The sequence below is a fragment of the Phycisphaerae bacterium genome (genome assembly GCA_018003015.1).
Lineage (GTDB): Bacteria > Planctomycetota > Phycisphaerae > UBA1845 > PWPN01 > JAGNEZ01.
On the sequence record JAGNEZ010000037.1, the window covers coordinates 1 to 24,793 of the forward strand.

Here is a 24,793-nt window from a genome sequence, read left to right on the forward strand (position 1 = left end):
ACCGCCGGGAAATCCGCCTCCACGTAGCAGGGACCCTCCGCCTTCGCTGCGGGACAGTCGCCCGGCCGTTCGTAGAAGACCACGTTCTTGAAGCTCAGCAGCTCCGGCTCCACGATCTTCCTGTACTCGGGGTGGTTGTGGAAGATGCTGATGAGGCCGTCGACGCCCCGGGCCCGGAAGTCGTCCAGGTAATCCACCACCCGCTCGCGTGTGCCCACCGCGTGGCCGACGATGAATCGGATGCCTCGGGCGGCGGCCATGGTCTCCATCAGCTGAAGCAGGCGAGGATCCGGCACAGCCACCGTGCTGACCAGCACGCCGACCACGCAACTGCGCTTGCCGGCCAGTTGACGGGCGATGATATTGGGGCGGTAGTGAGCTGCCTTGGCGGCCGCCAGGACCCGCTCAGCCGTTTCCGCCGAGATGCGATGCGAAGTCGCCCGGCCGTTGAGAACCAGCGAAACCGTGGTTCGGGAGATGCCCAGTTGTCGGGCGATCTGCTCGGCCGTGATCCGCTCCGCGGGATGGGTCGGCATCCACTCCTCTCCTTCAGCCAACGCGCGTTAGCGGTAATGCTACCACGGGTTGGCATGCTATGCAAGCCCGCCCGAACGCCCCGCGGCCCGTTGGCCTGCACAAGCCGACGCCTCAACCGGTGCAGCCGGGGATGGTCTCGCCGGGAACGCCGAAGCATGGTCTTGCCAGGAAAGACCGGTGGGGGTTGACCGGAGAAGGGGAGCGGGTCCCACCGGAAGAGGCGAGGGATGATCTCGCCGGGGAAGGTGCCGGCGGTCAGCCGATGACCACGTTGAAGACGGCCAGGGCGGCCGTCTCGTCGTCGCAGAACGTGAACAGTTTCTTCAGCTTGGTGATCTCGAAGACTTTCATCAATTCGCCGCGAAGGGCGCAGATGACCAGGGTGCCCTTGATTTCGCTGGTCTTTCTCTGAAGGTTGACCAGGACGCCCAGAGCGGAGGAGGAGAGGAACTTGACCTTGGTGAAGTCGAGGATCAGCTTGCGGCAGTTGCGGTCATCGACCAGCTCGTACAACTGCTGGCCGAGGCTCTCAACCTGGGCAAGATCGAGGATGGAGGCGTCCTCGATATTGACCACGGTGACATCGCGGATCGAGTGGATGAGTAGTCGTGCTGCGCCAGCCATAGGTCCTCCCGGCCGTGTCGGTATCCCACGGCTTCCGCGAAGGACGACGATCCGTGACGGAGGCGGGAAGGGATACACGGCTTGATCGTGGGGTATTGTAGGGGTTCCCGAGTGGATATGCAACGATGGGGGTAGTGATTAGACCGGGCGACTCGTCCGGGCGAGACGGGCGGTACTTCCTAAGGGTGGGCGGATTGCAGGTGGGTGTCGCCGGGATAGCCGTCCTGGATTTCCCAGAAGTTGTCGAGCCGCTTGATTAGAGGTCGCCCGTTTTCCGCACCCGCGCCGCGGTTGTCGCGGAGCAGAAGGACGATGTCTGAGCTGACCGCGGGGTTGGCGTGGAAGTAGTCGTGCCCGGTCCAGTTCGAGATCACCCTGACGTCGATCACCTGGGCTTGAGACAGGGAGTCCAGGGCCTGGCACTCCTCGGGCGTCAAGTCGCTGCCGCGCAGCTGCCCGAGGCGCTGGGTGCTGCCGAAGATCCAGTCGGCGATGCGGATGGCCCGATCCCACTGGGAGACGTAGACGGTGATTCGCTCCGGAACCAGGGTCACGTGCTCGGCGGCGATTCGTTCCTGAGCCACGTCCCAGTCCAGGTCCGCCGCTGCCAGGATGACGTTGCCGAGCTTGAGCTCGGACCGAGTCTCCCTGCCGGCGGCCGCGTACTCGATGTGGAGTTCGCGCAGAGCGGTCATGAAGACGTCGGTTCCCCGGCTGTGGGCGATGACGTGCAGCTTCTCCAGTTCCGGGCAGGACACGATGGCTCGCAGGAACTGCTTGAGATGGTAGATGGTAAACTCCCCCGACTCGCGATCGTGAGCATAGCCGCGCAGGATGCTGAAGGGCGAGCCGGCGGGCCAGGTGTAAATGATCGGAACACCGGCGCGGCCCATGAAGTGCCAGAATCCCGCCGCGACAAAGGCCCCATCCTGGAACTCGTTGTTGTAGCCGTGAATGTAGAGGAAGGCCTCATGTCGCGGCGTCCGCCTCAGTTGCTCGGAAAGCAGCTCGCTCAGCCGCCGGCTGTTCTGGTGCTGGGCGTGGACGGTGGCGGGGTCCTCTACGAACCGACCCCGGTCCTGGATCACCGGCACGGGCGTCGCGGGAAACCGCCCGGTCTCACGAATCTCGGCCACCGACAGCGGCAGGCGAAGTGAGCGGGTCTTTGCGCGGCTCTGCCGAACCAGTTCTTCCCACGGCAGATCACGGCCGATCTGGATCGTGCAGATGCCAAACGCCAGCGACTTGGATCTTTGATAGCCGTATCCCAGGCCACCCGCCGACTCGCGGATCGGACGGCGATCGGTGCCATACACCACGTCAACCTGGTTGTTTCGCAGCTCCGGGGGCACATGGCCGAGGGGATCCGCCTGTGACGCGGCACAGAGGTTGGGTGTGGGCATGAGTTCCTTTTGGCATCCGGGGCTTGCTGCCGCGGCGAGGATCGCGGCCACGAGCATGGCTCGCCGCAGGGCGTTCTGCATCGCCTGGCCATGGGTCATCGGGACTCCTTCGCCTGGCTGTCGAGAGGGATGGTGACGGTGAATTCGGTGCCTTTTCCCGGCTCGCTGGTGACCAGAATCGTGCCGTTGTGGTCCTGGATGATGCCATGCACGACGCTGAGGCCCAGCCCCATGCCCCCTTGCGACTGCCGGGTGGTGTAAAACGGATCGAAGAGTCGTGGCAGGTCTTCGTCGGAAATGCCTCTGCCGTTGTCCTCGATTGCGAAGCTCGCGGTATCCGTTCCGATGAGGGTCCGGATGGTGATGCGGCTGGCACCGGCCTCGATGGCATTCCGGATCAGGTTGACGCCGACCTGCTCCATGGCGGTGGAGTTCAGCCGCAGAATGGGATCGGGTTCTTCCAGAAGGATGTTGATGTCGCACTGGTTCTTGGCCGCGTATTCGCGTGTCAGAGCGATGGTATTGCGCAGAATGCTGTTGAGACTGCAGGGGGTCTTGGCCGTTTCCTCCGCCCGGGCGAACCGTCGGAAATTCTGAACGATGGTCTTGCAGCGCTCCGCGTTCTTGACAATGTCGTCGAGCACGGGCACGAGGTGGTGAGGCACTCTGCCCGCGGCCAGGGCGGACTGGGCGGTGAGCAGGATCCCGCCCACCGGGTTGTTGATTTCGTGGGCGATGCCGGCCGAGAGCGTGCCCAGCGAGGCCAGCCGCTCGACGCGCCGAGCCTGGTCCCGCACCGCAATCAGTTCCTGGGTCCGCGCCTTGACCAGTTCCTCAAGATGGTCGCGGTATTTGGCCAGTTCGCGCTCCGCCAGGATGCGCTCGGTGATGTCCCGGGCCATGCCAAACACCGTTCGGTCGTTCAGGGAGACCGCGTTCAGCAAGGCAAACCGGGTGCTGCCGTCGGGTCGGACACAAGTGATCTCTCCCAGCTCGCAGGCGGGTGTCGCCGACGATGCCCGTTTCAGGCGGTCCTCCGCGCCTTCCGGGGCCAGGTCGGACGTGGTCAACTCCCGCAACTGGGTGCGGGAGCGGCCGATCAGCTCCTCCGCCGCCCGGTTGGCGTCGAGGTAGCGGCCGGTGGACTTCTCAACCAGGAAGATGGCGTCGTTGGCTCGTTCGAACAGCAGACGGTAGCGTTCCTCGCTCTCCCGCAGGGCCTTGTCCGCCCGCAGGCGAGCCTCCTGGTCGAGGAACAGCATGCACACCAGCACCGTGGCCACCGGGTAGATGGTGATGACCGGAATGGCGATCTGAAGGAACACGCTCGCCGCCTGATCGGCTGGCAAGGTGCTGGTCAGGGCAAGCATCACGATGTGGACCAGAATCCCGAAGCCCAAAAGACAAAGCGGGTGGGCAGCCCATGCGTGGCGGCGGCGCAGGTAGTGCCATGCAACCCCCAGTAGAGCGGACTCGATGGCGACGCTGACCCCCATGACCACCCCGCTGCCCCCAAGCGAGGTACGGTACGCGGCCGCCATGACCGCCGCGATGCCTGCCGAGATCGGACCACCAAACAGGCCGGCGATACTGATCATGATCGACCGGCCGTCGAAGATGATCCCCTGGGTCAGGGTGAGAGCGGCCCACATGCCCACGATGGACGCCCCGCCAAACAGCAGGCCGGATGCAACCTGGTAGGCGGTCGTTTCCTGTTTCCAGCGGCGGATGATCAGACTGTGCATCACGCTCAGGGCGACGAGCAAGGAAATATTGTTCACCAGATTGAGATAGATCATCACGCCGATCCTCTCGGCTGCCCGGCGAGATCGGACCCCTCGGACGCATGCCTCCGGCCAAGGCGGTCGTCAGTATAGCGGATGGCCGCGAGGGCGGCTATCACGGCCTTGAAGAGTCGGTGGGCAGTTGATTCTGAGGGAGGGACTGCCTGCGTGACGACAAGCCGATGCCGGATTCGGCAGAAGACGCCCCAGTATCAGCGCAGCACCTGGAGGTTGACCTCTTCGTGTCTTCGCGATTCCTGGTTCCACTTGCTCAAGATCAGGACGGTATCGGCGACCGGCTGTCCGCTGGCCATGTCGTATACGTCCACTTGCAGGAGTCCGCCACCAACCGGCTTGACCGGCGCTGCTTCCGCGCGTTCATCAATTACCTTGACCCGAGAGGGAACCTGGACCTTGCTCCATACGATCGGTCTGCCGCCGTCGACGTAGACCTCGATTCGAGGCGCGGGCACCGGCCGGCGATACAACTCCTGGTCGGCATCGAAGTAGACCTTGGGATTGCTGAACAACTGATGGAAGCTCACCGGTTGCCAGACGACGAAGGTCCAGTTCACGACACCCTTGTTGTTCAAGCCCCTGTCCAGGGCATGGATCAGATCGGTGCCCGGGCCATCGTGCACGACCAGTTCCAGGCGCGGCGCATGGATCGCAGCGAAGGTCTTCAGTGCCTTGTTAGACTCGTCCGTGTCCTGACAGTGGAACGAGAAGTGGAACTCGCCGCCGCCGAACGGCGGGCCTTCCCAGCCGCCCCGCCGGCCGGGCAGATTCGCCACCTGGTCGCAGCCCAGCGGGACAAGGATCCCGTGCCAGGGCGTGTCGGTGGAGATGATCGTGATGAGCGCGTGAGCCGGCTGCGGCCCGGGGTGGAGCAGGGCGAGTCCGATCAACACGGTCAGAGCGGCCGGCCAGCGACGATGAGCAGACGTGGCGTCCTCCCGAAGGGCAGAATGGTCCCTCAGGAGAATAGACGCCGATGGCCGCCGTCCGTTCCCGCGGTCAGTACGATTTTCCGAAGATCACCCGCCGGTGGCTGGGCTGCCCGCTGATCACGCATTTGCCCTCCTCGGGCTCGGCGCTGAGCGGGATGCAGCGAATGGTCACGTTCAGGTCGCTCTTGACCTGCTCCTCGACGGCCCGATCGCCGTTCCAGTGGCACAGGGCGAATCCGCCATGTGGCTCGGGCTTTTCGGCGTTTTTCGGGGTGAAGTAGGCGTAGAACTCGTCCTTTGAGTCGATCCGCCGGGTGTGTTGGTCCCTCAGCGTGCGGGCTCGATCGAGCAAAACCTGCTGGATCTCGTCGAGTTGGCCCGTGACGGTGGCCACAAACTTGGCCCGTTTCTGGCCGACCCGCTCCTTGGGCGTCTTGTCCCGGCGGCCGACGAAGACAGAGTCCTCGGCGATGTCGCGTGGCCCGATCTCCAAGCGGATGGGAATGCCTTTCTTGACCCAGGACCAGGTCTTCTCCCCGCCGCGCAACTCGCGGGTGTCGATCTCGACTTGTACCGGACGACCCTCGTAGGCGATTCCCCGCAGTTCCTCGGCCAGCCTGGCGCAGTAGCCCAGCACCTCGGCCTTGGTCTCCTCCTTGTGGATCACCGGCAGGATGACCACGTGGGCGGGGGCGAGTCTCGGCGGCAGGACCAAGCCGTCGTCGTCGCTGTGGGTCATGATCATCGCTCCGATCAACCGGGTGGACACGCCCCACGAGGTTGTCCAGGCATGGACCAGCTCGCCCTGGTCATCCAGGAACTTGATGTCCGAAGCCCTGGCGAAATTCTGGCCCAGAAAATGCGACGTGCCCGCCTGCAGGGCTTTGTAGTCCTGCATCATCGCCTCGATGCAGTAGGTGATGTCGGCTCCGGGGAACCGCTCGCTCTCGGTCTTCTCGCCCTTGATCACCGGGATGGCCATGTGGCCCTCGGCGAACTCGGCGTAGACGTCGAGCATCCTCAGGGTCTCCGCCATAGCCTCTTCTCTGGTAGCGTGGGCGGTGTGACCTTCCTGCCAGAGAAACTCGGTCGTCCGAAGAAACAGGCGTGTGCGCATTTCCCAGCGAACGACGTTGGCCCACTGATTGATGAGCAGGGGCAGGTCGCGGTAGCTCTGCACCCACTTGGCGAACATCGCCCCGATAATCGTCTCCGACGTCGGGCGGACGACCAGCGGTTCCTCGAGTTCACCCGCCGGCACCAGCTTGCCGTCCCGGCCGGCCTCGAGCCGATGATGGGTGACCACGGCACATTCCTTGGCGAATCCCTCGACGTGGGCCGCCTCCTTCTCGAGGAAGCTCATCGGGATGAACAGCGGGAAATAGGCGTTACGGTGCCCGGTGTCCTTGAACATACCGTCCAGCACCCGCTGCATGTTCTCCCACAGGGTGTAGCCCCAAGGCTTGATGACCATGCACCCGCGAACCGGGGACGCTTCGGCCAGGTCGGCCGCCTTGATCACCTGCTGATACCATTCCGGATAGTCCTCGACTCGCGTGGGCGAAATCGCCGTCTGTGCTTGCTTGGCCATCCTGCTCAACCTTCGAGTCCCTCTCCCCCTGTGGCGCGGCACAGGCCTCCAGCCTGTCAGCGAACCGGCACGACACCGGTCCCGCGCCCGACGGGACGGGCTCTCCCTGAAAACCGTTCAACCCCGAACACGACGCCCCTTTATCATCCACGCACCGGCCGGCAAGTCAAATCCCGAGCCCAGGCCGGCGAGGACATGGTCAACGCCCGATTGCCCGCCCATCCATCAACACATGGAGCCAGTTCATAGATTCTAGAGGTTCTATCCACTCGTCCGTAGCGCCCCCCGCCGGGGACCAAGCGAAGCCCAAGCCCGGGTCACCCGATCTCCCCTGGCCGGTGATGCGCTGGCCGCTGCGTAAGGCAGTGACCGTCCGCTCCACTGGGAACCATGTTCCATTTCGTCTCCAGTAGGCCCCTTCCAGCTCCTTTCGAACCACACCATCCCGGATGGTCGTGCATACCTCGCAGTCCTCCACGGGGTAGGGGGTGCCGTCGCTGCGCGAATGGTGGACAGTGGCATGTCCGGGCTTGCCGATCAGTTCCTCCGCCGGCCAGCCCAGCATCTGGACGGCGGCCGGATTGACGAAAGTGAAGCGGCCCTCCTGGTCAAATCCGAGAATGCCGTCGCCCGCCGCCTCCAGGATGGCCTGCATTCGCCCGGTGCTTTCTTCCATGTGCTGGACGATCGGCGAACTGATGCGCGTGAACAGAAGTAAAGCCAGAAAGACGAGTTCCCAAGGTCGTCAGCCCGGCAAGGAGGCCGATTCGGATAAAGGGGCGTCGGACTTCGCTCATGTCCATCTTGGCAACCAGAAACCAGTCTGTACCTCTAATAGGCGCATAGGCGGCCAGGGCCTGGATCCCCCGGTAGTCCCGGCCGATGAGCCAGCCGGACCCGCCATCCACGGCGCGCTGCATGGCTTCGGATAGCGGTCCGTGTCCCGGGACCGCCCGGACCGGGTCGGCCCGGGGCGAGTCCAGCTGACGCCGTTGCTGAACGAGAAAGCGGATAACCTCCCCCTCCCGCCTGGCGACGGCCCACTCCCCCGTCGTGCCGAAGCCCTCGGACCGGATCTGGGCCTGCCGGATCTGCTCCAGCGTGGCCGCCGTCCAGTCCCGGTCTGACAGCCTGTCCGCACGCGACCGCTCGGCTTGAACGATGACTTCGATGAAGCTCACCTGGTTGTGGACCACGTCGGCAAGCCAGTTGCGATGCCAGCGGACTCCCTCCGTGTATAGGACGTAGGCCGTGGTGATCAGGGTCAGCAGCGAAGTTCCGACCATCAGAAGGGCCAGTATTCCGAACGGTTGCCGATTCGAACTGAGCATACCCATACCTTCGGCTGATCGCGGCACGAGCCTGAAGCGGGAGGTGCCCGGCTGACCTTTTTCGGAACGTCCGGCCGGAGGGACGCTCGGCCCATACGCCGATCATCCTCCCCGTTTCCTGATGTCCCAACCCCGGACTGACCTGCCGGCTTTGTATAGCCCTTCCGGCATCACAAGTGGGCGCCGACCCGAGCCGATAGTGATGTGAGGGTCACAAGGCTCGCCGAATTGAGGGTGGACCTGGCTCAGGATGTGGAAGCCAAGAGTACTCATTGCCGAGGATAATCCGGATCACCAGCGGCTGCTCGAGCTGAGCCTGACCGGGACCGGTCAGGAGGTCGAGCTGTCCGTGGTCTCCTCCGGGGAGGACCTGCTCCGTCTGATCGCCAAGCGATCCTTCGATTGCCTGGTGCTGGACTTCAACCTCCCCGATCACCGGGCCGATCAGCTTCTGCCCTTGATCGCGGAGCGCGGATGCGAATGTCCGGTGATCGTGGTGTCGAGCTCCCTCGGGCAGCAGGTCGTGGTCCAGAGCATGCGCTCGGGAAGCACCGATTTCGTCCCCAAGTCCGAGGCCATTCAGGGAGATACCCTCTGGCGGCGCATCCAGGTGGCTCTGGACCACAAGCGCAGGCGAGCACACCGTCAGCGCCAGATCGAACGCCGCGTCAAACGGCTGGCCAGGCTGGCGGAGAGCGATCTGCTCACCGGCCTGTCCAACCGGCTCTACCTGCATCGCGTCCTCAACGGGCGACGCCACCACTTTGACCGCCGGGGAACCGTCTGCGGCGTCATGCTCGACCTGGATCGATTCAAGGCGGTGAACGATACCTACGGCCACCTGTGCGGCGACATGGTGCTCCGCGAAATCGGCGGCGTGTTGCGGGCCAGCGCCCGCCCGGATGACATCCTCTGCCGGTGGGGAGGAGAGGAGTTCCTCGTGGTCATGCCCCGGACGTCGCTGGGAACCTGCTGGCTGTGGGCCGACCAGCTTCGTCGCACGATTCGTCAGCTTCGGCTGACCTGGTCGGGAACCCCGGTGCCGATGACCGTGAGTGTCGGGGTCGCGGAAGCCCCGGCCAGCTTCAGCCGCGAGGAACTGGTCGGCCGGGCGGATCAAGCACTGTACATGGCCAAGTCACGCGGCCGCGACCGGGTCTGCAGTTGGGCCATGGTGGTGCTCGAGCGATTGCTCGACGACGATGAGGTGCTGACCGCCGGCGACCTCCAGCAGCAGATTCAGACCATGGTCGCCAAGGCCGGGGACGCGCTGGGGCCGACCCAGCGCGACCATCTCCTCGCGCATTCCACGCGGGTGGCCACCCTGGCTCGACAGATCGGCGTTGAAATGGGTTTCAGCACCAAGGGTTCGGACGCCTTGCGTCTGGCCGGCCTGTCCCATGACCTCGGCAAGTTCATCATTCCTGAGGACATTCTGGCCAAACCCTCGGCGCTCTCTGGCGAGGAATGGGCCCTGTGTGAACAGCATTCCATGATCGGGGCGGACATCTGCGGTTGCCTGGGAATGGGAGACGGCACCACCGAGCACATTCGCCATCATCACTGCCGCTACGACGGAAACGGTCGATATCGGGGTCTGCGGAAGGACGAGGTTACCCTCGGCTCTCGGATCCTCGCGGCCGCCGATGCCTATGACGCCATGACTTCCTGGCGATCCTATCAACGTGCCAGGTCGCCGCAGGATGCGATCCGCGAACTCCTGCGTGAGCGGGGGGGACAGTTTCACCCGGATGTGGTCGATGCGGCTGTCCGCCTGCTGTCGCCGGGCGAGACCGCCTCAGCCTCGCTGACTCCGCTGGTCCAATCGCCGAGCAGCTAGGGACGCGGTTCGAAGGGGAGAACAGACATGAAACGGGACCGCCGGCACGGCACCAGAATCGAAGACAGCCGGCGGCGGTCGGCTCGGATCGCAGACTATCGGGCGGTGTGGTGGTCTCGAACCGGCGACCGTCGACCGCATCACGGCTGGCTGGTGGACTGGTCGGCCCATGGGGTGGCCCTGGTCGTCGAGGCAAACGATTTGCCCGCCCCGGGAGATAGCATCGTGCCCTGCCGGCGCCAGGACGTTCGCGGCTGGCATCGGCCGGTGACCGTGACCCGCGTGGCCCCGTTGTCCGGCCTGCTGAGGCTGATCGCGGCCGAGTACACCTCCGCCGAGGCAAAGAACTGTCCTCACGGCTCATCCTGACAGAAAGGACTGGCTATGCGCGAGCGAAGATCCGACCATCGTGATCGCCGCAAAACCGTTCGCCGGGATGCAGTTGGCCGGATTCGCTGGCGACGGATCGGAAGCGACTGGTATGCCGCCGGCTGGTTGAGCGATCGCTCGCCGGCCGACTTGTCCTTCATCGCTTCTCGGGCCAACGAGCCCTCACCCGACGAGGAAATCGAACTCCGCACCCCCGATCGAGACCGCCAGTTCGCTCGCGTCACCCGCGTTGCCTCCTACGACGACGAGCTCTCCCTCGTCGCCTGCCGCGTGGTCCCGCGCCCCCAGGGACCATCGGTCGGCCACCGGTAGCTGACCTCCGACGCTCCCACTCGTCGACCGGTTCCTCCATTCTTCTCTCCGCCAAGACCGGCACCCTCCTCCCGCCGCGCTTGCGGAAGAGCAAGGGGAACTCCCATCGATCCTCGGCTGAGGGCCTTTTCCGGGACACCCGCCGTGTTATTCATCAGCCCACAACACAGCCCGGGCGGCGCCAAGATCGCTGACGCCCATGGCTTCGTTTCGCAGGCGGCGAGATCGGCCCCAAGCGACAGGTCCCCAATGGGTTCGTTTGGTCAAAACAATGATCGGGGGAATCCCGCCGCCCGGTGACCTGCGGCCGGTTCCGGTACCACCGCTGCTTACGTTCAGTTGCCGCCTCGCGTACAATAGAGGCGCTCCGGACGGGTGGGCAGCGGAAAGGAACGTCATGGGGAAGCCGTTTTGCACCATCGCTGAAGCCCTGGCCGAGCTGAAGGCCGGGCGGTTTATCGTCCTCGTCGACGACGAGCACCGCGAGAACGAGGGCGACCTGGTTTGCGCCGCCGAGTGCATCACCCCGGAAATGGTCAATTTCATGTTGATCCACGCCCGGGGGGTGCTGTGCGTGGCTCTGCCGCGCAACCGATGTCGAGAACTCGAGTTACAGCCACAAGCGGCCGAGAACACCGCGGCCCTCCAGACCGCCTTCACGGTGACCACCGATGCCCAGGGTCGTTTCGGCGTGACCACCGGCGTGTCCGCCAAGGACCGGTGCACCACCATTCGGCGCCTGGCCTGCCCGGAGGCCGTCGCCGATGACTTCGCCCGACCGGGACACGTCAACCCCTTGATGGCTCGCGACGGAGGGGTGCTGGTCCGCGCCGGCCAGACCGAGGGAACCGTCGATCTGCTTCGCTTGGCCGGAATGCGACCGGTCGGAGCCCTGATCGAGATCATGAACGACGACGGGACCATGGCCCGGGTGCCCGACCTGATCCGTTTCTGCGAGCGGCACGGCATCCGGATGTGCACCAACGCCGACCTGATCGAATACCGCCAGCAGCGCGAGTCGCTCATCCAGCGGGTCGAGGTGGTGCAGATGCCCACCCGGTACGGCCGCTTCAAGCTCCATGCCTACAAGTCGCTGGTCGATCCCGAACTGCACCTCGCCCTGTGTTGCGGAAGCGTCGGCGAACCGGACGACAAGGGGCAGATGATCCAGCATCACGATCCCGTCCTCGTGCGGGTGCACTCCGAATGCTTCACTGGCGACGTATTCGGCTCGCAGCGCTGCGACTGCGGCGAACAGCTTCGCGACGCCATGACCATGATCCAGGCCGCCGGCAAGGGCGCGATTGTTTACCTCCGTCAGGAGGGTCGAGGTATCGGGTTGCATAACAAGCTCCGAGCCTACCATCTGCAGGAGAACGGCTTCGATACCGTCGAGGCCAACGAGGAACTGGGTTTTCCGGCCGACAAGCGCGATTATGGCATCGGGGCTCAGATCATCCGCGACCTCGGCCTGCGCAATATTCGCGTGTTGACCAACAACCCCAAGAAGATCAACCGCCTGTCGGTCTATGGCCTCAACGTCGTCGAGCAGATACCGATCCGCGTACCGCCCAACGATACCAACCGCGCCTACTTGCGGACCAAGCGTGAGAAGATGGGTCACCTGCTCGACGCCGACGAGACCTGATCGCCGCGCGCTCGTCAGGTTGGAGGATTCTACGGATCAGGCGGCAACAAGCCGGCTTTCGGTTTCCGGCTGAAAGCCGACCGCTGAAAGCTGATAGTTCCATATGCTTCCTCCCATTGCCCGGATCATCGACGCCAACTTCAACCGAGCCCGCGAGGCCCTGCGGGTCATGGAGGATTATGCCCGGTTCGTGCTTGACGATCCGGCCGGTTGTGAGAGTCTCAAGCGTTTCCGGCATGAGCTGGCCGCGATTCTGAAGCGATTCCCGGCCGAGGAGCTGCTCGTCGCCCGTGACACACCCGGCGATGTCGGAACTGAGATCACCACCGCGGCCGAGCGCGAACGCGGTGACGCCCGAAGTGTCTGCGTCGCCGCCGCCAAGCGCCTGCCCGAAGCCCTGCGGACAATCGAGGAATACGTCAAGACGGTGGACACCGACCTGGCAGCCGCGATCGAGACCCTGCGCTACCGATCGTATTCCCTCGAGCAGCAGATGCTCCTTCGCGGCGAGCGATCCGGTCGGTTCGCCAGAGTGCGGCTCTACGTGATCGTGACGGCATCGCTCTGCCGGACGGACTGGTTCGATACCGCCGCCGCCGTGGTCGCCTCCGGCGCCGGCTGCCTGCAGCTTCGCGAGAAGGATCTTGAGAGCGGCGAGCTCGTGCAGCGCGCACGGCGCCTGGCTTCGTTCTGCCGCGAGCACGGGACGATCTTCATCGTGAATGACCGTCCGGATGTGGCCGCTCTCTCCGATGCCGACGGCGTCCACGTCGGCCAGGCGGACATGTCCGTGGCCGATGCCCGGCGGATCGTCGGGCCGCGCCGCCTGGTCGGCAAGAGCACGCACACCCCCGAGCAGTTGCGTGCCGCCCTTGCCGAAGGTCCGGACTACCTGGCCGTCGGCCCGATGTTCCCGTCTACGACCAAGCCCCAGGATCATGTCCCCGGCCCGCCGTTGCTCGAGCTGGCCGTGCGCCAAACCACCATGCCGGTTGTGGCCATCGGCGGGATCAACCTCGGCAACGTGGATCAGTTGAGAGCCGCTGGGGGCAAGTGCGTCTGCGTGTGCTCTGCGGTGATCGGCGATCCCGATCCCCGCGCGGCGGCAGAACGGTTCCTGGTTTCAGAGCACTAGGATCGGGCCGGGGAGATAGAACCTCGATGTGCGTTGCCGTGCTGTCGTCTGGCCCTCTCCACGCCGGGCACCGCCGTTCCAGGAGAAGATGAGCGACCACGATGTCGAGAGGAACAACGGTGGCGAATGGCAGCCCGACACCGAAGCGCGGAGGTGCCCCCGCGGAAGCCCATGATCCAAGCTCGTGCGGATACGCCCGCCCTGGGCACCGCAGGTCGTCAGTCTTGGCGGTCGGCTTCGTGGCTCGCCGTATCAGCCTGGTTGCCGGGCCGCGATCACTCCTTGCCCTTGCGGTATCGCTTCTCAGCGACGCGCTTGGCGAGGCCGGCCAGGTAGAAGGAGCCGGTGATGCAGATCAGGTCCTCGCGAGTGACCGCCCGCTCGGCGATCTCGAGGGCGTCCTCGAGCCGCTCGGCCACCTGGGCCATCTTGCCGCTCCGCTCCATGTACTCGGCGGCGAGTTCGGCCGGATCGCACGAACGCGGCGATCCGGTCGTGGTGAAAATGACCTTGTCAGCGCCCAGTTGGATGTGGTTGAGCATCCCGTTGACGTCCTTGTCGGCGCGGCAGCCGAAGATGACCACCATCGAATCGTAAGTGATGTTCTGGCCGATGGCTCGCATCAGGGCCTCGACGCTGGCCGCGTTGTGGGCGCCGTCGATGAGAATGCGCGGCTGCTCATGAATGATCTCCATCCGGCCGGGCAGGCGGGTCTTGGCCAGGCCCTGAATCGCCTTCTGGTCGTCGATCTGGAAACCGCGTTCCTTGAGGATGGCCATGAGGCTCAGGGCCAGCCCGCAGTTGATGGCCTGGTGATCGCCGGGCATGGGCACGGCCAGATGTTCGAACCGGCTGTTGCCGGTGGACAGGCTCACCCGAGTGTGGGGGCCAAGGGCCCGCGACGACTCGAACCGATAGCTGAACTCGATCTCCTTGCCGGTGAACAGCAGGGGGGCCTTGACCTTCTCGGCGGCCTTGGCCAGCACCATGCGAACGCCCTTGGGCTGTGGGCTGCTGACCACCGGTACACCGGGCTTGAAGATCCCGGCCTTCTCTTCGGCGATCGCTTCGAGCGTCCCGCCAAGTTGGGACATGTGGTCGTAGCTGATGCTGGTGATCCCGCAGACCTCAGGCTTCAGCACGTTGGTCGAGTCGAGTCGCCCCCCAAGTCCCGCCTCGATCACCGCGATGTCGACCTCCTGGTCGATGAAGTACTGAAATGCCACTGCGGTCATGATCTCGAAGAAGGTGGGCTCGTCCTTGGTCTGCTTGCGGACGATCGGGGCGATCCGAGCGATCAGCCGAGTCATCTCGGATTCGGGGATCATCTCGCCGTTGATCTGAATCCGCTCGCGGAGATCGACGAGATGCGGCGAGGTGTAAAGGCCGACCTTCAGTCCCGCGTTGGCCAGCATCGAGGACAACATGGCCGCCGTCGAGCCCTTGCCCTTGGTCCCGGCAATGTGTACGCTTCGCAGCTTCTTGTGCGGGTTACCCAGGCTGGTCAGCAGCCGGTTCATCCGCGAGAGATTGAACGTGGCGGCGTTGTAGCCCACCCGACTCATCTTCTCGTAGTCGGTGGCCGTATTGAGGAAACCGATCGCCGCTTCGTACGTTCGAATGGCCGCAGGTGCGCGCTTCCGCGCTTCGATGCGGGAGTTGACAGAGAGTGTTTGTGCCATGGAGCGGTATCCTGCCTAACGGCCTGCCCATTGTGGGCCGGCCTCGCGGGCCTCTTGCGCACGGGTTCCGTCCGCCTGCCAGCGCCAAAGGTGCGGAACCCCACAAGACCCCCCAGCCGGCCATATCCGGCTGTGAGGAATGACCTTACCAAAAACGGCCGCAGATTTCAAGCCCAATCTCGAGGGAAGCCACACACACAAGATGTGGGGCTGACCCAGCTTGATGGTACTACATTTAGTGGGTGCCGAAGGGAGCCGGTCTTCGCCGGTCGGGTGTCTGCTGGAGGTTGGGGCGGCGTTCTTGGATTGCATGAGGCAATATGTTACCGTTAGGCACGCGAGCGGGGTAAAAGGCGGCGCGTGCGTGTGGCCGGTTCTGCGGCTTCCGAGTGGTTGTGGCAGGTCCGCCGGCGGGTTTCGTTCGTCTAAGGAAGCAGGAAACGCTTAGAATCGTGCGACGTATGGCCGAAGAGTCTGTATTACAGGTGAGCGGAAACACCACTCCTCGTTCCTGGCGCTGAGTCCAAGGGAGTCTCGATGTACCTGTTGCGAAAGAGCCAAGCCGTGGGTTGCATGTACGCCTTGCTGGTTCTGGCAAGCTGGGGATTATCGGTCCCGGCGGCTGGGGTGGCGTGTGTCTTGCTGACTGCCGAAGTGGGGTGGGCAGCCGTCGAATCACCGGCGGTGGTCAACTGGGCGGGGAGCGAGGCTCAGCGTAAGCAGTGGCTGCAGGGCTTGTCGATGGTGGGGTCGGGTCAGTGGGATGAGGCTGGCCGGCTGATGAACCAGTTGGTCTCCGATGGGGTTTCCGACGTTTGTCTAAAGCGTGTTCAAGACTGGATCACGGCCTTCACCAAGCTTCAGAGTGAGCGACGTGAGCGGCGGCTCAAGGACTATGAGCAGTACGTGGTGTGGACCAAGGAGGACATGAGGGACAAGAAGTGGCGGCGGGCGGTGGCCACCTGCCACCGGGCGTTCACCAACGCCGACGACAAGGAGGCCTTCCGCAGGGCCGCCTTTGTCAAGGAACTGATCGAGGGTGCCATTCTGGCCGCGGAGGAGTACGAGAAGGACCACAAATGGCAGAATGCGGCCACGATCTACCTGTATTTGAAGGAGATCTTCCCGCTGGAGATACGCTACCGCGACGCCATCGAGCGGTGTCAGGAGCACATCCGTCTGGAGTATGCCTATGCCAAGGACTCCGACTGGGAGAACTCGGTTGCCAACATTGTGCCGTCGATGGCCAAGGAGGCCTTCAAGCGGGTGCACTCCGACTATCGCGAGCAGCCGAACTTCAAGCAGATGGTGGTGGATGCCCTGCAGCAGATGCAGCGGATGACCGAAGAGCCGAAGCTGGTCAAGGTATTTGACAAGCTCAAGGACGCGGATGAGGTTCAGGAGTTCCGGGATCGCATCCAGCCGCACCTGGCCCGGGCTCAGAATCGCTCGAAGATGTCCTTGACGGACATCATCGAGGTGTTCGACCGGGTGCTGGAGATCAACAACGAGATCGGCCTGTTTCCCCAGGCGGTGGTGATCCGCGAGTTCGTGCACGGCTCCTTCAAGCCGCTCGACCAGTTCAGTGACATGCTCTGGCCGGCGGACACCGAGGAGTTCAACAAGCACACCCAGGGCAAGTTCTACGGGGTGGGCATTTCGATCCGCAAGGGCCCCGGCGAGCCGATCCGGGTCGTGACTCCGCTCGAGGACACACCGGCCTACCAGGCGGGCATTCGGCCGGGGGACATGATCACCCACATCAACGGCAAGCCGGCGGCTCCGCTGAGCATCACCCGGGCGGTGCAGGAGATCACCGGGCCCCCGGACAGCTTGGTGACCCTGACGATCAAGCGCTCCGGTGAAGGGGGCAAGGATGAGCGCTTTGACGTCAAGCTCAAGCGGGCCGAGGTGGTGATTTACACGGTCAAGGGCCAGCAGCGCAATCCTGACGGTTCCTGGAAGTACATGATCGATCCTGAGAACCGAATCGGTTACCTCCGCATGACGAACTTCACGGATGAGACGCCGGGTGAACTCAAGACCGCCCTGAAGTCGCTGACCGCGCAGAAGATGCGTGGTCTGATCCTCGATCTCCGCGGCAATCCCGGGGGCACGTTGAAGGCCGCGGTCGATGTCAGCAACCTCTTCCTCGATGGCGACAAGCAGATCGTTTCGACTCGCGACCGGAAGGGCCAGGACATGCAGATGTCGACCTCCGAGCCCGAAGGCGAGCACTATGCCGACTTCCCGCTGATCCTGCTGGTCAACGAGAGCAGCGCCAGTGCCTCCGAGATCGTGGCCGGAGCCTTGCAGGTTCATCATCGCGCTCTGCTGGTTGGAGAGCGGAGCTTCGGCAAGGGCAGCGTGCAGCAGGTTCTTCCGGTGAGCCCCACCCGCTCGGCGTTCCTCAAGCTGACCACCGCCCGCTACTACTTGCCCAACGGGCGGTGTCTGCACCGCGACGAGGACTCCGAGACCTGGGGTGTGGATCCCGACGTGGAGGTTGATCTGGTGCCCAAGGAGATGTACAAGATCGCCAGCGCCCGCCTCAAGAGCGACATCCTGAAAGGCACTGGTCAGGACAAGCTGACCGAGAAGGAACTTGACCGGGTGCTCTCCACCCAACCGGTCGTCGGCGAGGACGAGGACATCGAGGACAAGGCTGACGACGATCCTGATTCCAAGGACGAGAAGGACGACGAGGGGGCCCGAGACGACCCGAACGACTGGCCGGAAGTTGACGCTCAGCTGGACGCCACGTTGTTGCTGATGCGCGTCCGCATCGAGACCGACCAGCCCTGGCCGATGAAGAACGAGGCTCTTGCCTCCACACCTGAAGCAAGCACCGGGAGTTGACGGGTCCCGGTCCCTTCACATCCGGTATTCGCGGATGCGCTGCTCGAAAGAGGGGCCGGGCAACCAGCGTGGCAGACACGAGGGGTGCGGAATGCGCTCCGTCTCTCGCGATGGCGGGTGGGTACTCGGCGGCGGGGGTCCTTTTTGGAGCAGCGGAGGGCTCAGTTCTTGAGCTGGAGGCTGAGCATGCCACTGGCGACGTCGTCGTAGACGTCGAAGATCTTGTCCAGGCCTGTGACCAGGAACACGCCCCAGACGTGGGTGTTGATGGCGCAGAGCTTGAGCTTGCGGTGGTTGCTGCTGACCTGCAGTTTGCGGAGTTTGAGGAGCTTGGCGATGTTCGATGAGTTCAGGAAGTTAACTTCCTGGAAACTGAGTACGACGTCGAGGTCGCTGCGCTTCTCCACCGTCTCCAGAAGGGCGGTCATGTCGTCGGTGAACTGCGGATCGTCGCTCAACTCGACGAGCAGGACGTCATCTGACCAGTTCTCGATGGGCATGTCGCCCCGCCTCCTGTACGAGCCTCGAGCGCGCCGGACCGAACCGACCTGCGACTTCAAGGGCCACTCTAGCCCTGCCCACCAGCCGTGTCAACCCTGGAACCCGGTGTCTGCGCCGCCTGGGCATGGAGAAGTGAGAAGCGAGAGAGGCTGCCCCTGGAGAATCCTGTGCGTCTGGAGGGCACGGCTTCAAGTCGATGGGGGTGGGCGGGCCCAAAGGCTCCATCCTCTCTCGTCTACATCGCCCGCACCAGCAGCGATCGATCGATGCCCAGCCGCCGGATGGCCTGCTCGGCGTCGGCGAGGAACCGGCGGCCGTCTTCGTAGTAACCGGCCGTGGGCTTGAGATCGGGGACCTGTCGCGCCCAGTAGCGGTTGAAACACATCATGAGCAGTTCGCGGACGTACTTGCTGAAGATGCTGGCCAGGGCGATTTGCATGTGATGTGTTTCGCCTTTCTGCACGAAGCGGATCATCCACGGTGCCGGTCGATGGTTGAGCCGATAGCTGCTTCGCTCGGGCGATTCTTCGACGATTTCGAGTTCCGCGTCCTGGAAGGCGGTCATGAGCGGCCGGGCGTAGCCGACGCGACCGCCCTGACGGTCCACCCAGATCCGCAGGGGGCGCGGACCGACGATGTTCGCGATTCGCTGCATGAGCCGCGTGGCCAGGGCAAAGAGGACGACGGCCTTGTTCCGTGTCCGGCCGACCATGTCGTTGTAGTCACCCTCGGGCAAGACCTCGACCCACGCTCCGCGGAAGCGGATGCCAGCGGCGGCGAGATCGCGCTGGACCGAGCTTCGCTGGACGCCCAGGTCGTCCTCCGTCACCTCGACCGGCAGGGCGATATCCTCCGCCGCGTACCAGGGGTACCGGCCGAGCATTGCGACCACGTGCGGGCAGACCAGCTGGATCATGGCCCGGAGGCTCACGGGCGCCTTCCCGTGTTGCATGAGGAATGTGAGTGCGGCCCGTTCGAGCAGGGCGATGCCGGCCGGGGTGTCGCTCTTGCCGTGCAGTTTCTTGCTGTCGGACACGGCCAGTCGTGGGTCGCGTTTGCGGTGCCTGGCGGTGAGGCTGGCTTGGAGCAGGTCCCAGAGATCCGGGCCGGCTGCCCGATCCTTCAGGGTCCGCATGAGGGTCACAGGCACATCGAACGCCGCGGCCGACACGACCAGCGGCCCCAGCAAAGGGCCATAGCCGGCTTCGTCGATCCCGACGATGGTCGATGTCGCCTGCTCGGTCGGGTCCAGTTCCTCGGCCATGGAGGAGTTCATAATCGCTTTGGGAGCGAATCTCAACCTCGTCGTGATGCGGCGTGGCGAGGAGAAATGGAGAATGGAGGGATGGGGCGGGATCGAGTCTTGTCGGCGTCACTCCATGGCGTTTGGTGGAGCGGTCGTGTACGTTCCGCATTCGGGGCACACGCCGGACAGGTTGCCGATTCTGCACAGGCCGATACCGTTGATGGCGTGTCATGGCTGGTGTGGCGGGACCGCTGGCGGAGGCTGCAGGGGTGCTGCGGGCTCATCGGCTCGTCACGGTCGCGGGATCATCCTCACGGTCACGGGATCAGGAGCGCTCCCAGCAATACGGACAAGCCCAGGATCATGGCCGCCACTCCCAGCCGGATGCTTGGCGGCGGGTTGCTGATGTGGGGGCGAATCGGCGCGGGGATGCGGCGGATGTTGAGGACCTGGCAGCCGAGCACGATGGCCAGGAGTCCGGCTGCGCACGCGACGAAGTTGGCCAGGGGGGAGAGTACGGAGACACCCGGCAACCGGAAGAGCAGTGCCCCGGCCCAGCCGACACCGGCCAGCATCAGGCCCATCCTGGAGTCCTTGTTTGCATGCTGGAGTCGGAGCATGTGGGTCCATGTTTTGGCGGCCCGTCCGCGTACTTCCCGCCAATCGAAAGGAGATCCACACTCGGGGCAGCGGTGTTGTTTCAGGCCGTGCAGGATGTAGGAGCACTTGCGGCAGGTGGGCGGGATCGGAAACCGCCATTCGTCCCTGGCGTTGCCCAGATACTCGAGCTCGTTCCAGGTGAAACTCACATCTCCTAGCATATCATGCCGATGGATCCGAGGCCAAGTTGACCACGGACCGCCGGCGGGTGGGTCGTCAAGCGGTTTGAATGCCTCCGGCTCGGCGGATAGCCTACCGGGGCCGTGATTCGCGGTGGAAACGCAAAGCGGGGAGGTGTTGTTGTCTTCGGGGGCATGCCTGGTTCGCGGGTGCTCCTGCGTCGTGCGGTGATGAGCGACCGGAAAGGCGGCGCATCGGAATGGTAAGAAGGCACGCATGGGCAACCGTGGGGGTGGTGCTGGCGGTCGCACTGGCTGAGATCTCGAGCACTGCGGCGGGGGACGACGAGATCAGGCCGATCGGGGTGAGTCTGACGGCTGTGGACGGGGTGGAACCTGGTCAGAAGGTCACCGGGCGGCTGGCGCTGGCGAATGAGCAGGATACGGCCGCGTCCTGCCGAATCAGCTACACGGTCCAGACGGATGGTGCGATGTACCATGCGGGGGTGCCGGATCCTGTCTACGGCGTCGATTGTGCCCTGGGTGCTCGGAGTTGGACGGTGGCCGACGGCAAGGTCGTGGAGGAGGGTTCACTGACCGACGGGAAGGATTACACTGACGCCGGTACGGCCTACGTGACCGACCACTTCACCGAGGCATTTCAGTATGTGGACCTTGGCGAAGGGAAAGTCCGGAGAATCACGGGCATCAGCTATCTCTCGGGTGACGCCAACCACGCGTGGAAGGTGGATGTCGCGGTTTCGCGCGATGGGCAGTCGTACGTCGACGTGCCCGGCCTGCAGGGCGTCGACATGTTCAAGAAGTGGGGGGAGATCGTGCTGCCGCTGAGTCAGGTTGTGGAGGGGCGTCTGATACGGCTTCGCTACCATCGTGACGGCCAGCGGGTCTCGGTCCTGCGGATGCCCTGTCGTCTGAGTGTGTTCGACGGGGTGGTGGGGGATTCGTTCGAGTTACCCGAGGTAGGAGAGGTCGTGGCCGCGGGTGTGAAGGACATCAAGGTGGGAGCGAAAGCGTCGGTGACGGTTGAACTGGCCGCCGATCGGGTTCTGACGCCAGGGATGTACTTGTTGGCTGCGCGGGTGGAGTGCGGGGCGATGCGGGAGTTGGTCTATCGGCATGGACTGGTCATGCCGGAGGCACTGAGGACGGTGTCGGCGGAGTCGCGGTTTGGACTCAACGCGGCGAAGGGCGAATGGGCCCCGATGGTTCGGCGGCTGGGTGTCGGCTGGGTGCGTTTCGAGAACATGAAGTGGCCGTTCGTCTCGCCCGAGCCGGGTGTCTACCGTCGGTGATCGAGCGGGTGCGGGGCGACGAAGACCACGCTGGTGGAGGGCGGGACTGAGGTTCCGGGCCCGTGCCTGGTTGCCTCTCGTATGTTGGGGGTGCTTTCGGTACCATGGTGGTGATACCATCCTGTTTGCAGGCGAGAAGGGCACCGTGCTCTGCGGTGGATGGTCTGGTGCGTTCACCCTCCATCCGGTCAGCGGGCGGGAGGAGTTCAGAGCGCCGCCCAAGACGATTCCGCGGTCCGTCGGCCGCCATACGGAGTGGGTCAAGGCCTGCAAGGAGGGCAAGCCGGAAGATGACCAGACCGGCCTGGTCTATTCGGGGCCTTTCGCGGAGTCGTTGGTGGTGGGCACCTTGGTCCTGCGGCTCAAGGACTGCATCGAGTAGGACAGCGCCAGCATGAAGGCGAAGAACGCCCCGGAAGCCGAGTTGCTGATCAGGGTGCGCTACGGTGACGGATTCGGGATCTGATTGAATGGGTGTACGCAGGGTTTGGAGAGACACTTGGGCGCGTCTCGGGCGGCGCGTGGGAAGAAGGTTGGATGCACATCGGTCACGAAGGTACGGTTGTTGCTTCCGAGCCCGGCACTGACCGGCAGAGCTGCGCTTTTCCGGGCATCTGCGTGTTGCCGACCGGGCGCTGGCTGTGCACGTTTCGGGCGGCGCCGGCCAAGCTGGCGACGGTGGGCCAGCATGTTCTGCTCACCTGGTCAGATGACGAGGGTCGATCCTGGTGTAAGCCCCGCGCGCTGTGTGTACCGCCGAGGATCGAAGGTCGTCCGGGGCTGTTCCGGGCCGCCTATCTGACCGCGCTGGGCGGGGATCGTCTGCTGGCGGTGTTGTGCTGGGTTGATCACTCGGACCCGTCGCGTCCTTTCTTCAATGAGCAGACCCAGGGACTGCTCGATTCGCGGATTCTGCTGTCGTGGTCCGAGGATGGGGGTGGTCGCTGGTCATCGCCGCTCCTGGTTGACACCGCTCCGTTCCACGTGCCGACGCCGATCACCGGGCCGGTTCTGTGTCTGGGCAACGGCGATCTCGCCTGCCAGTTCGAGTTGAACAAGCCATACGAGGACTGCGGTGTATGGCGGCATCGCTCGGTGCTTCTGTATTCCTGCGATTCGGGCAGGACCTGGCCGGAGCACGCGATCACCAGTGGTGACCCGGCCAACCGGGTCTTCTACTGGGATCAGCGTCCCGCGGTGCTGAATGATGGGCGGATTCTCGATCTGTTCTGGACTTACGACAACGAGGCGGCGGTCTACCTCAGCATCCACGCCCGGCTGTCGATTGATCATGGCCGGACGTGGTCGGATCTGTGGGATACGGGGGTGTCCGGCCAGCCCGCGGCGCCGGTGGAACTGGGTGACGGGCGAGTGGCGATGGTATATGTGCATCGTGACGGTCCGCCCGTGATCAAGCTCTTGTGCAGCGAGGACGGGGGGCGGAGTTGGCCGGCCGGTTCGGGGCTGACGATTCATGAGACCGGACTGGGTTCCCAGACGCGGGTGAAGGGATCGATGCAGGATTCATGGGCGGAGATGGGTGCGTTTTCGGTCGGTCTGCCGGCCACGGCCGCGCTGCCCGGCGGTGACGTCCTGGTGGTGTATTACGCCGGTCCGCATGCCGACCGGACGGACATTCGGTGGTCTCGGGTGCGGCCATGACGCTGCGGGAGCGCATACGGGCCGTGTACGAGGGGCGGAGGCCGGATGTCGTGCCGTACATGCTTGATCTGTCCCACTGGTACTACCACCGGAATCGCCAGCCGTGGGACCTGAGCCGGGCCTACGAGTACCCGGAAACTGAGCTGATCGACTACCACCGGCGTGCGGGGGTGGGTTTCTACCTGCCCAATCTGGGCTCGTTCTTCCGCATCGCGTACCCTCCGGATGTCACCGCCACGGTGAGCCGCAGCCCTGACGGCCACGAGATCACCTGGAGGTATGACACACCGCTGGGCAGCATCGAGCGGACCCGCCGCTGGTACGAGCAGACCTATTCGTGGGCGGTTTGTGGCTGGGGCGTCAAGACCGAGCATGATCTCGAGATTCTGGCGTATGCCCTGGCCCACCGCACCTATACGCCGCGGTGGGATCGGTACCAGGCGTGGGTGAATGAGGTGGGCGATCTAGGCGTTGTCTACCTGCTCCCCGGCTACAGCGCCATGGGGCAGTTGCTGCACTATTGGCAAGGCGTTGAAGGGACCATGTTTGCGGTGGAAGACTGGCCCGCGACGATGCACAGTGTTGTTGACCGGATCAATGAGAACAACCTGGCGCTGATCGACCTGATTACGACGTCACCCGCCGAAGTCGTCCTGATGGGCGACAATTTCTCCGGTGACGTGCAGCCAGCTCGTTTTTTCGATGCCTGGTCGCGGGATTACTACCTGGAGGCCATTCGACGCCTGCACGCGGCGGGCAAGCGTGTGGCCGTGCACATCGATGGGCGGTTGCGCGGGGCGCTGAGGATGATTCGTGATGTCGGGGCCGATGCCGCCGACGCGGTGACACCCAAGCCGACGGGTGATCTGACTCCTGCCCAGTGCCGCGAGGAGTCCGGTCCGGACTTCATTCTCTCCGGTGGCGTGTCGCCGAACCTGTGGCTGCCCGGGGCGAGTGTCGAGGGTTTCAAGCGGGCGGTGCTCGACTGGCTGGAGCTCAGACGCCAGGGACCTCGACTGATAGCCAACGCGGGGGACCAGGTACCGCCGGGTGCAGTGGAAGACCGCATCGCGCTGATGCGTGATCTTGTCGAGCGTCACGGTCGGTACTGAAGCGCCGGACGGGTACGCCGCGATGCTGGCCGGCGTTGACAAGCCGTTCTGTTCTTGCTGATCGAGCGCCCTCCGCTCCAGGGCGGGCTCCCTA

At 64.3% G+C, this 24,793-nt stretch carries 22 protein-coding genes; 10 read left to right on the plus strand and 12 right to left on the minus strand.

Annotated features, from left to right (window positions below; all coding sequences use genetic code 11):
- The 8 genes from KA354_15880 to KA354_15915 form a co-directional block, all read right to left on the minus strand.
- Positions 1 to 536, minus strand: a 536-nt coding sequence (locus tag KA354_15880; protein MBP7936121.1) for a LacI family DNA-binding transcriptional regulator, incomplete at its 3' end; no start/stop codon positions are given.
- A 256-nt stretch (positions 537 to 792) separates the two neighbouring features.
- A complete protein-coding gene (locus tag KA354_15885; GenBank protein ID MBP7936122.1) occupies positions 793 to 1,161 on the minus strand; it encodes an STAS domain-containing protein in 369 nt (122 codons plus the stop codon).
- 179 nt (positions 1,162 to 1,340) lie between these two features.
- Positions 1,341 to 2,663, minus strand: a complete 1,323-nt coding sequence (locus KA354_15890) for an alpha/beta hydrolase (protein MBP7936123.1) — start codon at positions 2,661 to 2,663, stop codon at positions 1,341 to 1,343.
- Positions 2,660 to 4,363, minus strand: coding sequence for a PAS domain S-box protein (locus tag KA354_15895; protein MBP7936124.1), 1,704 nt, complete (start codon positions 4,361 to 4,363; stop codon positions 2,660 to 2,662). Before KA354_15895 ends, KA354_15890 begins: the two co-directional genes overlap by 4 nt.
- Positions 4,364 to 4,560: 197 nt before the next feature.
- On the minus strand, positions 4,561 to 5,259 hold the full coding sequence (locus KA354_15900; protein ID MBP7936125.1) for a hypothetical protein: 699 nt from the start codon (positions 5,257 to 5,259) through the stop codon (positions 4,561 to 4,563).
- A 106-nt stretch (positions 5,260 to 5,365) separates the two neighbouring features.
- Positions 5,366 to 6,889, minus strand: coding sequence for a proline--tRNA ligase (locus tag KA354_15905; GenBank protein ID MBP7936126.1), 1,524 nt, complete (start codon positions 6,887 to 6,889; stop codon positions 5,366 to 5,368).
- A 199-nt stretch (positions 6,890 to 7,088) separates the two neighbouring features.
- Entirely contained in the window at positions 7,089 to 7,544 is a 456-nt protein-coding gene (locus KA354_15910; GenBank protein ID MBP7936127.1) for a PAS domain-containing protein, read from the minus strand.
- The gene (locus KA354_15915) at positions 7,498 to 8,220 is read right to left on the minus strand and encodes a hypothetical protein (GenBank protein MBP7936128.1); all 723 of its coding nucleotides are present in this window, start codon (positions 8,218 to 8,220) and stop codon (positions 7,498 to 7,500) included. The genes KA354_15910 and KA354_15915 overlap by 47 nt, the downstream gene beginning before the upstream one ends.
- A 250-nt stretch (positions 8,221 to 8,470) precedes the next feature.
- On the opposite strand from KA354_15915, the gene KA354_15920 reads away from it, so the two are divergent.
- From KA354_15920 to KA354_15940, 5 genes are all read left to right on the plus strand, one after another.
- Positions 8,471 to 10,060 (plus strand): diguanylate cyclase, encoded by a 1,590-nt coding sequence (locus KA354_15920; protein MBP7936129.1) that lies wholly within the window; start codon positions 8,471 to 8,473, stop codon positions 10,058 to 10,060.
- A 27-nt stretch (positions 10,061 to 10,087) separates the two neighbouring features.
- On the plus strand, positions 10,088 to 10,429 hold the full coding sequence (locus tag KA354_15925) for a hypothetical protein (GenBank protein ID MBP7936130.1): 342 nt from the start codon (positions 10,088 to 10,090) through the stop codon (positions 10,427 to 10,429).
- Positions 10,430 to 10,444: 15 nt separating this feature from the next.
- Positions 10,445 to 10,762, plus strand: coding sequence for a hypothetical protein (locus KA354_15930; GenBank protein ID MBP7936131.1), 318 nt, complete (start codon positions 10,445 to 10,447; stop codon positions 10,760 to 10,762).
- 397 nt (positions 10,763 to 11,159) lie between these two features.
- Positions 11,160 to 12,410: a bifunctional 3,4-dihydroxy-2-butanone-4-phosphate synthase/GTP cyclohydrolase II gene (locus KA354_15935; GenBank protein ID MBP7936132.1), complete on the plus strand. Its 1,251-nt coding sequence runs from the start codon at positions 11,160 to 11,162 to the stop codon at positions 12,408 to 12,410.
- A 103-nt stretch (positions 12,411 to 12,513) separates the two neighbouring features.
- Positions 12,514 to 13,545: a thiamine phosphate synthase gene (locus KA354_15940; protein MBP7936133.1), complete on the plus strand. Its 1,032-nt coding sequence runs from the start codon at positions 12,514 to 12,516 to the stop codon at positions 13,543 to 13,545.
- A gap of 275 nt (positions 13,546 to 13,820) precedes the next feature.
- Here the strand turns inward: KA354_15940 and KA354_15945 are convergent, their stop codons facing one another.
- Entirely contained in the window at positions 13,821 to 15,227 is a 1,407-nt protein-coding gene (locus KA354_15945; protein ID MBP7936134.1) for a bifunctional folylpolyglutamate synthase/dihydrofolate synthase, read from the minus strand.
- A 537-nt stretch (positions 15,228 to 15,764) separates the two neighbouring features.
- Between KA354_15945 and KA354_15950 the strand changes: the two genes are divergently transcribed.
- Positions 15,765 to 18,086 (plus strand): S41 family peptidase, encoded by a 2,322-nt coding sequence (locus KA354_15950; GenBank protein MBP7936135.1) that lies wholly within the window; start codon positions 15,765 to 15,767, stop codon positions 18,084 to 18,086.
- A gap of 161 nt (positions 18,087 to 18,247) precedes the next feature.
- On the opposite strand, the gene KA354_15955 is transcribed toward KA354_15950, so the two are convergent.
- The 3 genes from KA354_15955 to KA354_15965 form a co-directional block, all read right to left on the minus strand.
- Entirely contained in the window at positions 18,248 to 18,586 is a 339-nt protein-coding gene (locus tag KA354_15955) for an STAS domain-containing protein (protein ID MBP7936136.1), read from the minus strand.
- Between the two features lie 236 nt (positions 18,587 to 18,822).
- The gene (locus tag KA354_15960) at positions 18,823 to 19,851 is read right to left on the minus strand and encodes a hypothetical protein (protein ID MBP7936137.1); all 1,029 of its coding nucleotides are present in this window, start codon (positions 19,849 to 19,851) and stop codon (positions 18,823 to 18,825) included.
- Positions 19,852 to 20,150: 299 nt separating this feature from the next.
- Entirely contained in the window at positions 20,151 to 20,642 is a 492-nt protein-coding gene (locus KA354_15965; protein ID MBP7936138.1) for a hypothetical protein, read from the minus strand.
- Between the two features lie 230 nt (positions 20,643 to 20,872).
- Between KA354_15965 and KA354_15970 the strand changes: the two genes are divergently transcribed.
- The 4 genes from KA354_15970 (at position 20,873) to KA354_15985 (ending at position 24,699) form a co-directional block, all read left to right on the plus strand.
- The gene (locus tag KA354_15970) at positions 20,873 to 21,925 is read left to right on the plus strand and encodes a hypothetical protein (GenBank protein MBP7936139.1); all 1,053 of its coding nucleotides are present in this window, start codon (positions 20,873 to 20,875) and stop codon (positions 21,923 to 21,925) included.
- Between the two features lie 145 nt (positions 21,926 to 22,070).
- Complete coding sequence (locus KA354_15975; protein MBP7936140.1) at positions 22,071 to 22,307, plus strand: hypothetical protein; 237 nt, start codon at positions 22,071 to 22,073, stop codon at positions 22,305 to 22,307.
- Positions 22,308 to 22,462: 155 nt separating this feature from the next.
- On the plus strand, positions 22,463 to 23,587 hold the full coding sequence (locus KA354_15980) for an exo-alpha-sialidase (GenBank protein ID MBP7936141.1): 1,125 nt from the start codon (positions 22,463 to 22,465) through the stop codon (positions 23,585 to 23,587).
- A gap of 50 nt (positions 23,588 to 23,637) precedes the next feature.
- Positions 23,638 to 24,699 (plus strand): hypothetical protein, encoded by a 1,062-nt coding sequence (locus KA354_15985; protein MBP7936142.1) that lies wholly within the window; start codon positions 23,638 to 23,640, stop codon positions 24,697 to 24,699.
- Positions 24,700 to 24,793: the final 94 nt, after the last annotated feature.

What these genes read in the sequence shown, in the direction of transcription:
- KA354_15885 (MBP7936122.1), bottom strand. Translation starts at nt 1,161, where the DNA reads ATGGCTGGCGCAGCACGACTACTCATCCACTCGATCCGCGATGTCACC.
- KA354_15890 (MBP7936123.1), bottom strand. Translation starts at nt 2,663, where the DNA reads ATGACCCATGGCCAGGCGATGCAGAACGCCCTGCGGCGAGCCATGCTC.
- KA354_15895 (MBP7936124.1), bottom strand. Translation starts at nt 4,363, where the DNA reads ATGATCTATCTCAATCTGGTGAACAATATTTCCTTGCTCGTCGCCCTG.
- KA354_15905 (MBP7936126.1), bottom strand. Translation starts at nt 6,889, where the DNA reads ATGGCCAAGCAAGCACAGACGGCGATTTCGCCCACGCGAGTCGAGGAC.
- KA354_15910 (MBP7936127.1), bottom strand. Translation starts at nt 7,544, where the DNA reads ATGCAGGCCATCCTGGAGGCGGCGGGCGACGGCATTCTCGGATTTGAC.
- KA354_15915 (MBP7936128.1), bottom strand. Translation starts at nt 8,220, where the DNA reads ATGCTCAGTTCGAATCGGCAACCGTTCGGAATACTGGCCCTTCTGATG.
- KA354_15920 (MBP7936129.1), top strand. Translation starts at nt 8,471, where the DNA reads ATGTGGAAGCCAAGAGTACTCATTGCCGAGGATAATCCGGATCACCAG.
- KA354_15925 (MBP7936130.1), top strand. Translation starts at nt 10,088, where the DNA reads ATGAAACGGGACCGCCGGCACGGCACCAGAATCGAAGACAGCCGGCGG.
- KA354_15930 (MBP7936131.1), top strand. Translation starts at nt 10,445, where the DNA reads ATGCGCGAGCGAAGATCCGACCATCGTGATCGCCGCAAAACCGTTCGC.
- KA354_15935 (MBP7936132.1), top strand. Translation starts at nt 11,160, where the DNA reads ATGGGGAAGCCGTTTTGCACCATCGCTGAAGCCCTGGCCGAGCTGAAG.
- KA354_15940 (MBP7936133.1), top strand. Translation starts at nt 12,514, where the DNA reads ATGCTTCCTCCCATTGCCCGGATCATCGACGCCAACTTCAACCGAGCC.
- KA354_15945 (MBP7936134.1), bottom strand. Translation starts at nt 15,227, where the DNA reads ATGGCACAAACACTCTCTGTCAACTCCCGCATCGAAGCGCGGAAGCGC.
- KA354_15950 (MBP7936135.1), top strand. Translation starts at nt 15,765, where the DNA reads ATGTACCTGTTGCGAAAGAGCCAAGCCGTGGGTTGCATGTACGCCTTG.
- KA354_15955 (MBP7936136.1), bottom strand. Translation starts at nt 18,586, where the DNA reads ATGCCCATCGAGAACTGGTCAGATGACGTCCTGCTCGTCGAGTTGAGC.
- KA354_15960 (MBP7936137.1), bottom strand. Translation starts at nt 19,851, where the DNA reads ATGGCCGAGGAACTGGACCCGACCGAGCAGGCGACATCGACCATCGTC.
- KA354_15970 (MBP7936139.1), top strand. Translation starts at nt 20,873, where the DNA reads ATGGTAAGAAGGCACGCATGGGCAACCGTGGGGGTGGTGCTGGCGGTC.
- KA354_15980 (MBP7936141.1), top strand. Translation starts at nt 22,463, where the DNA reads ATGCACATCGGTCACGAAGGTACGGTTGTTGCTTCCGAGCCCGGCACT.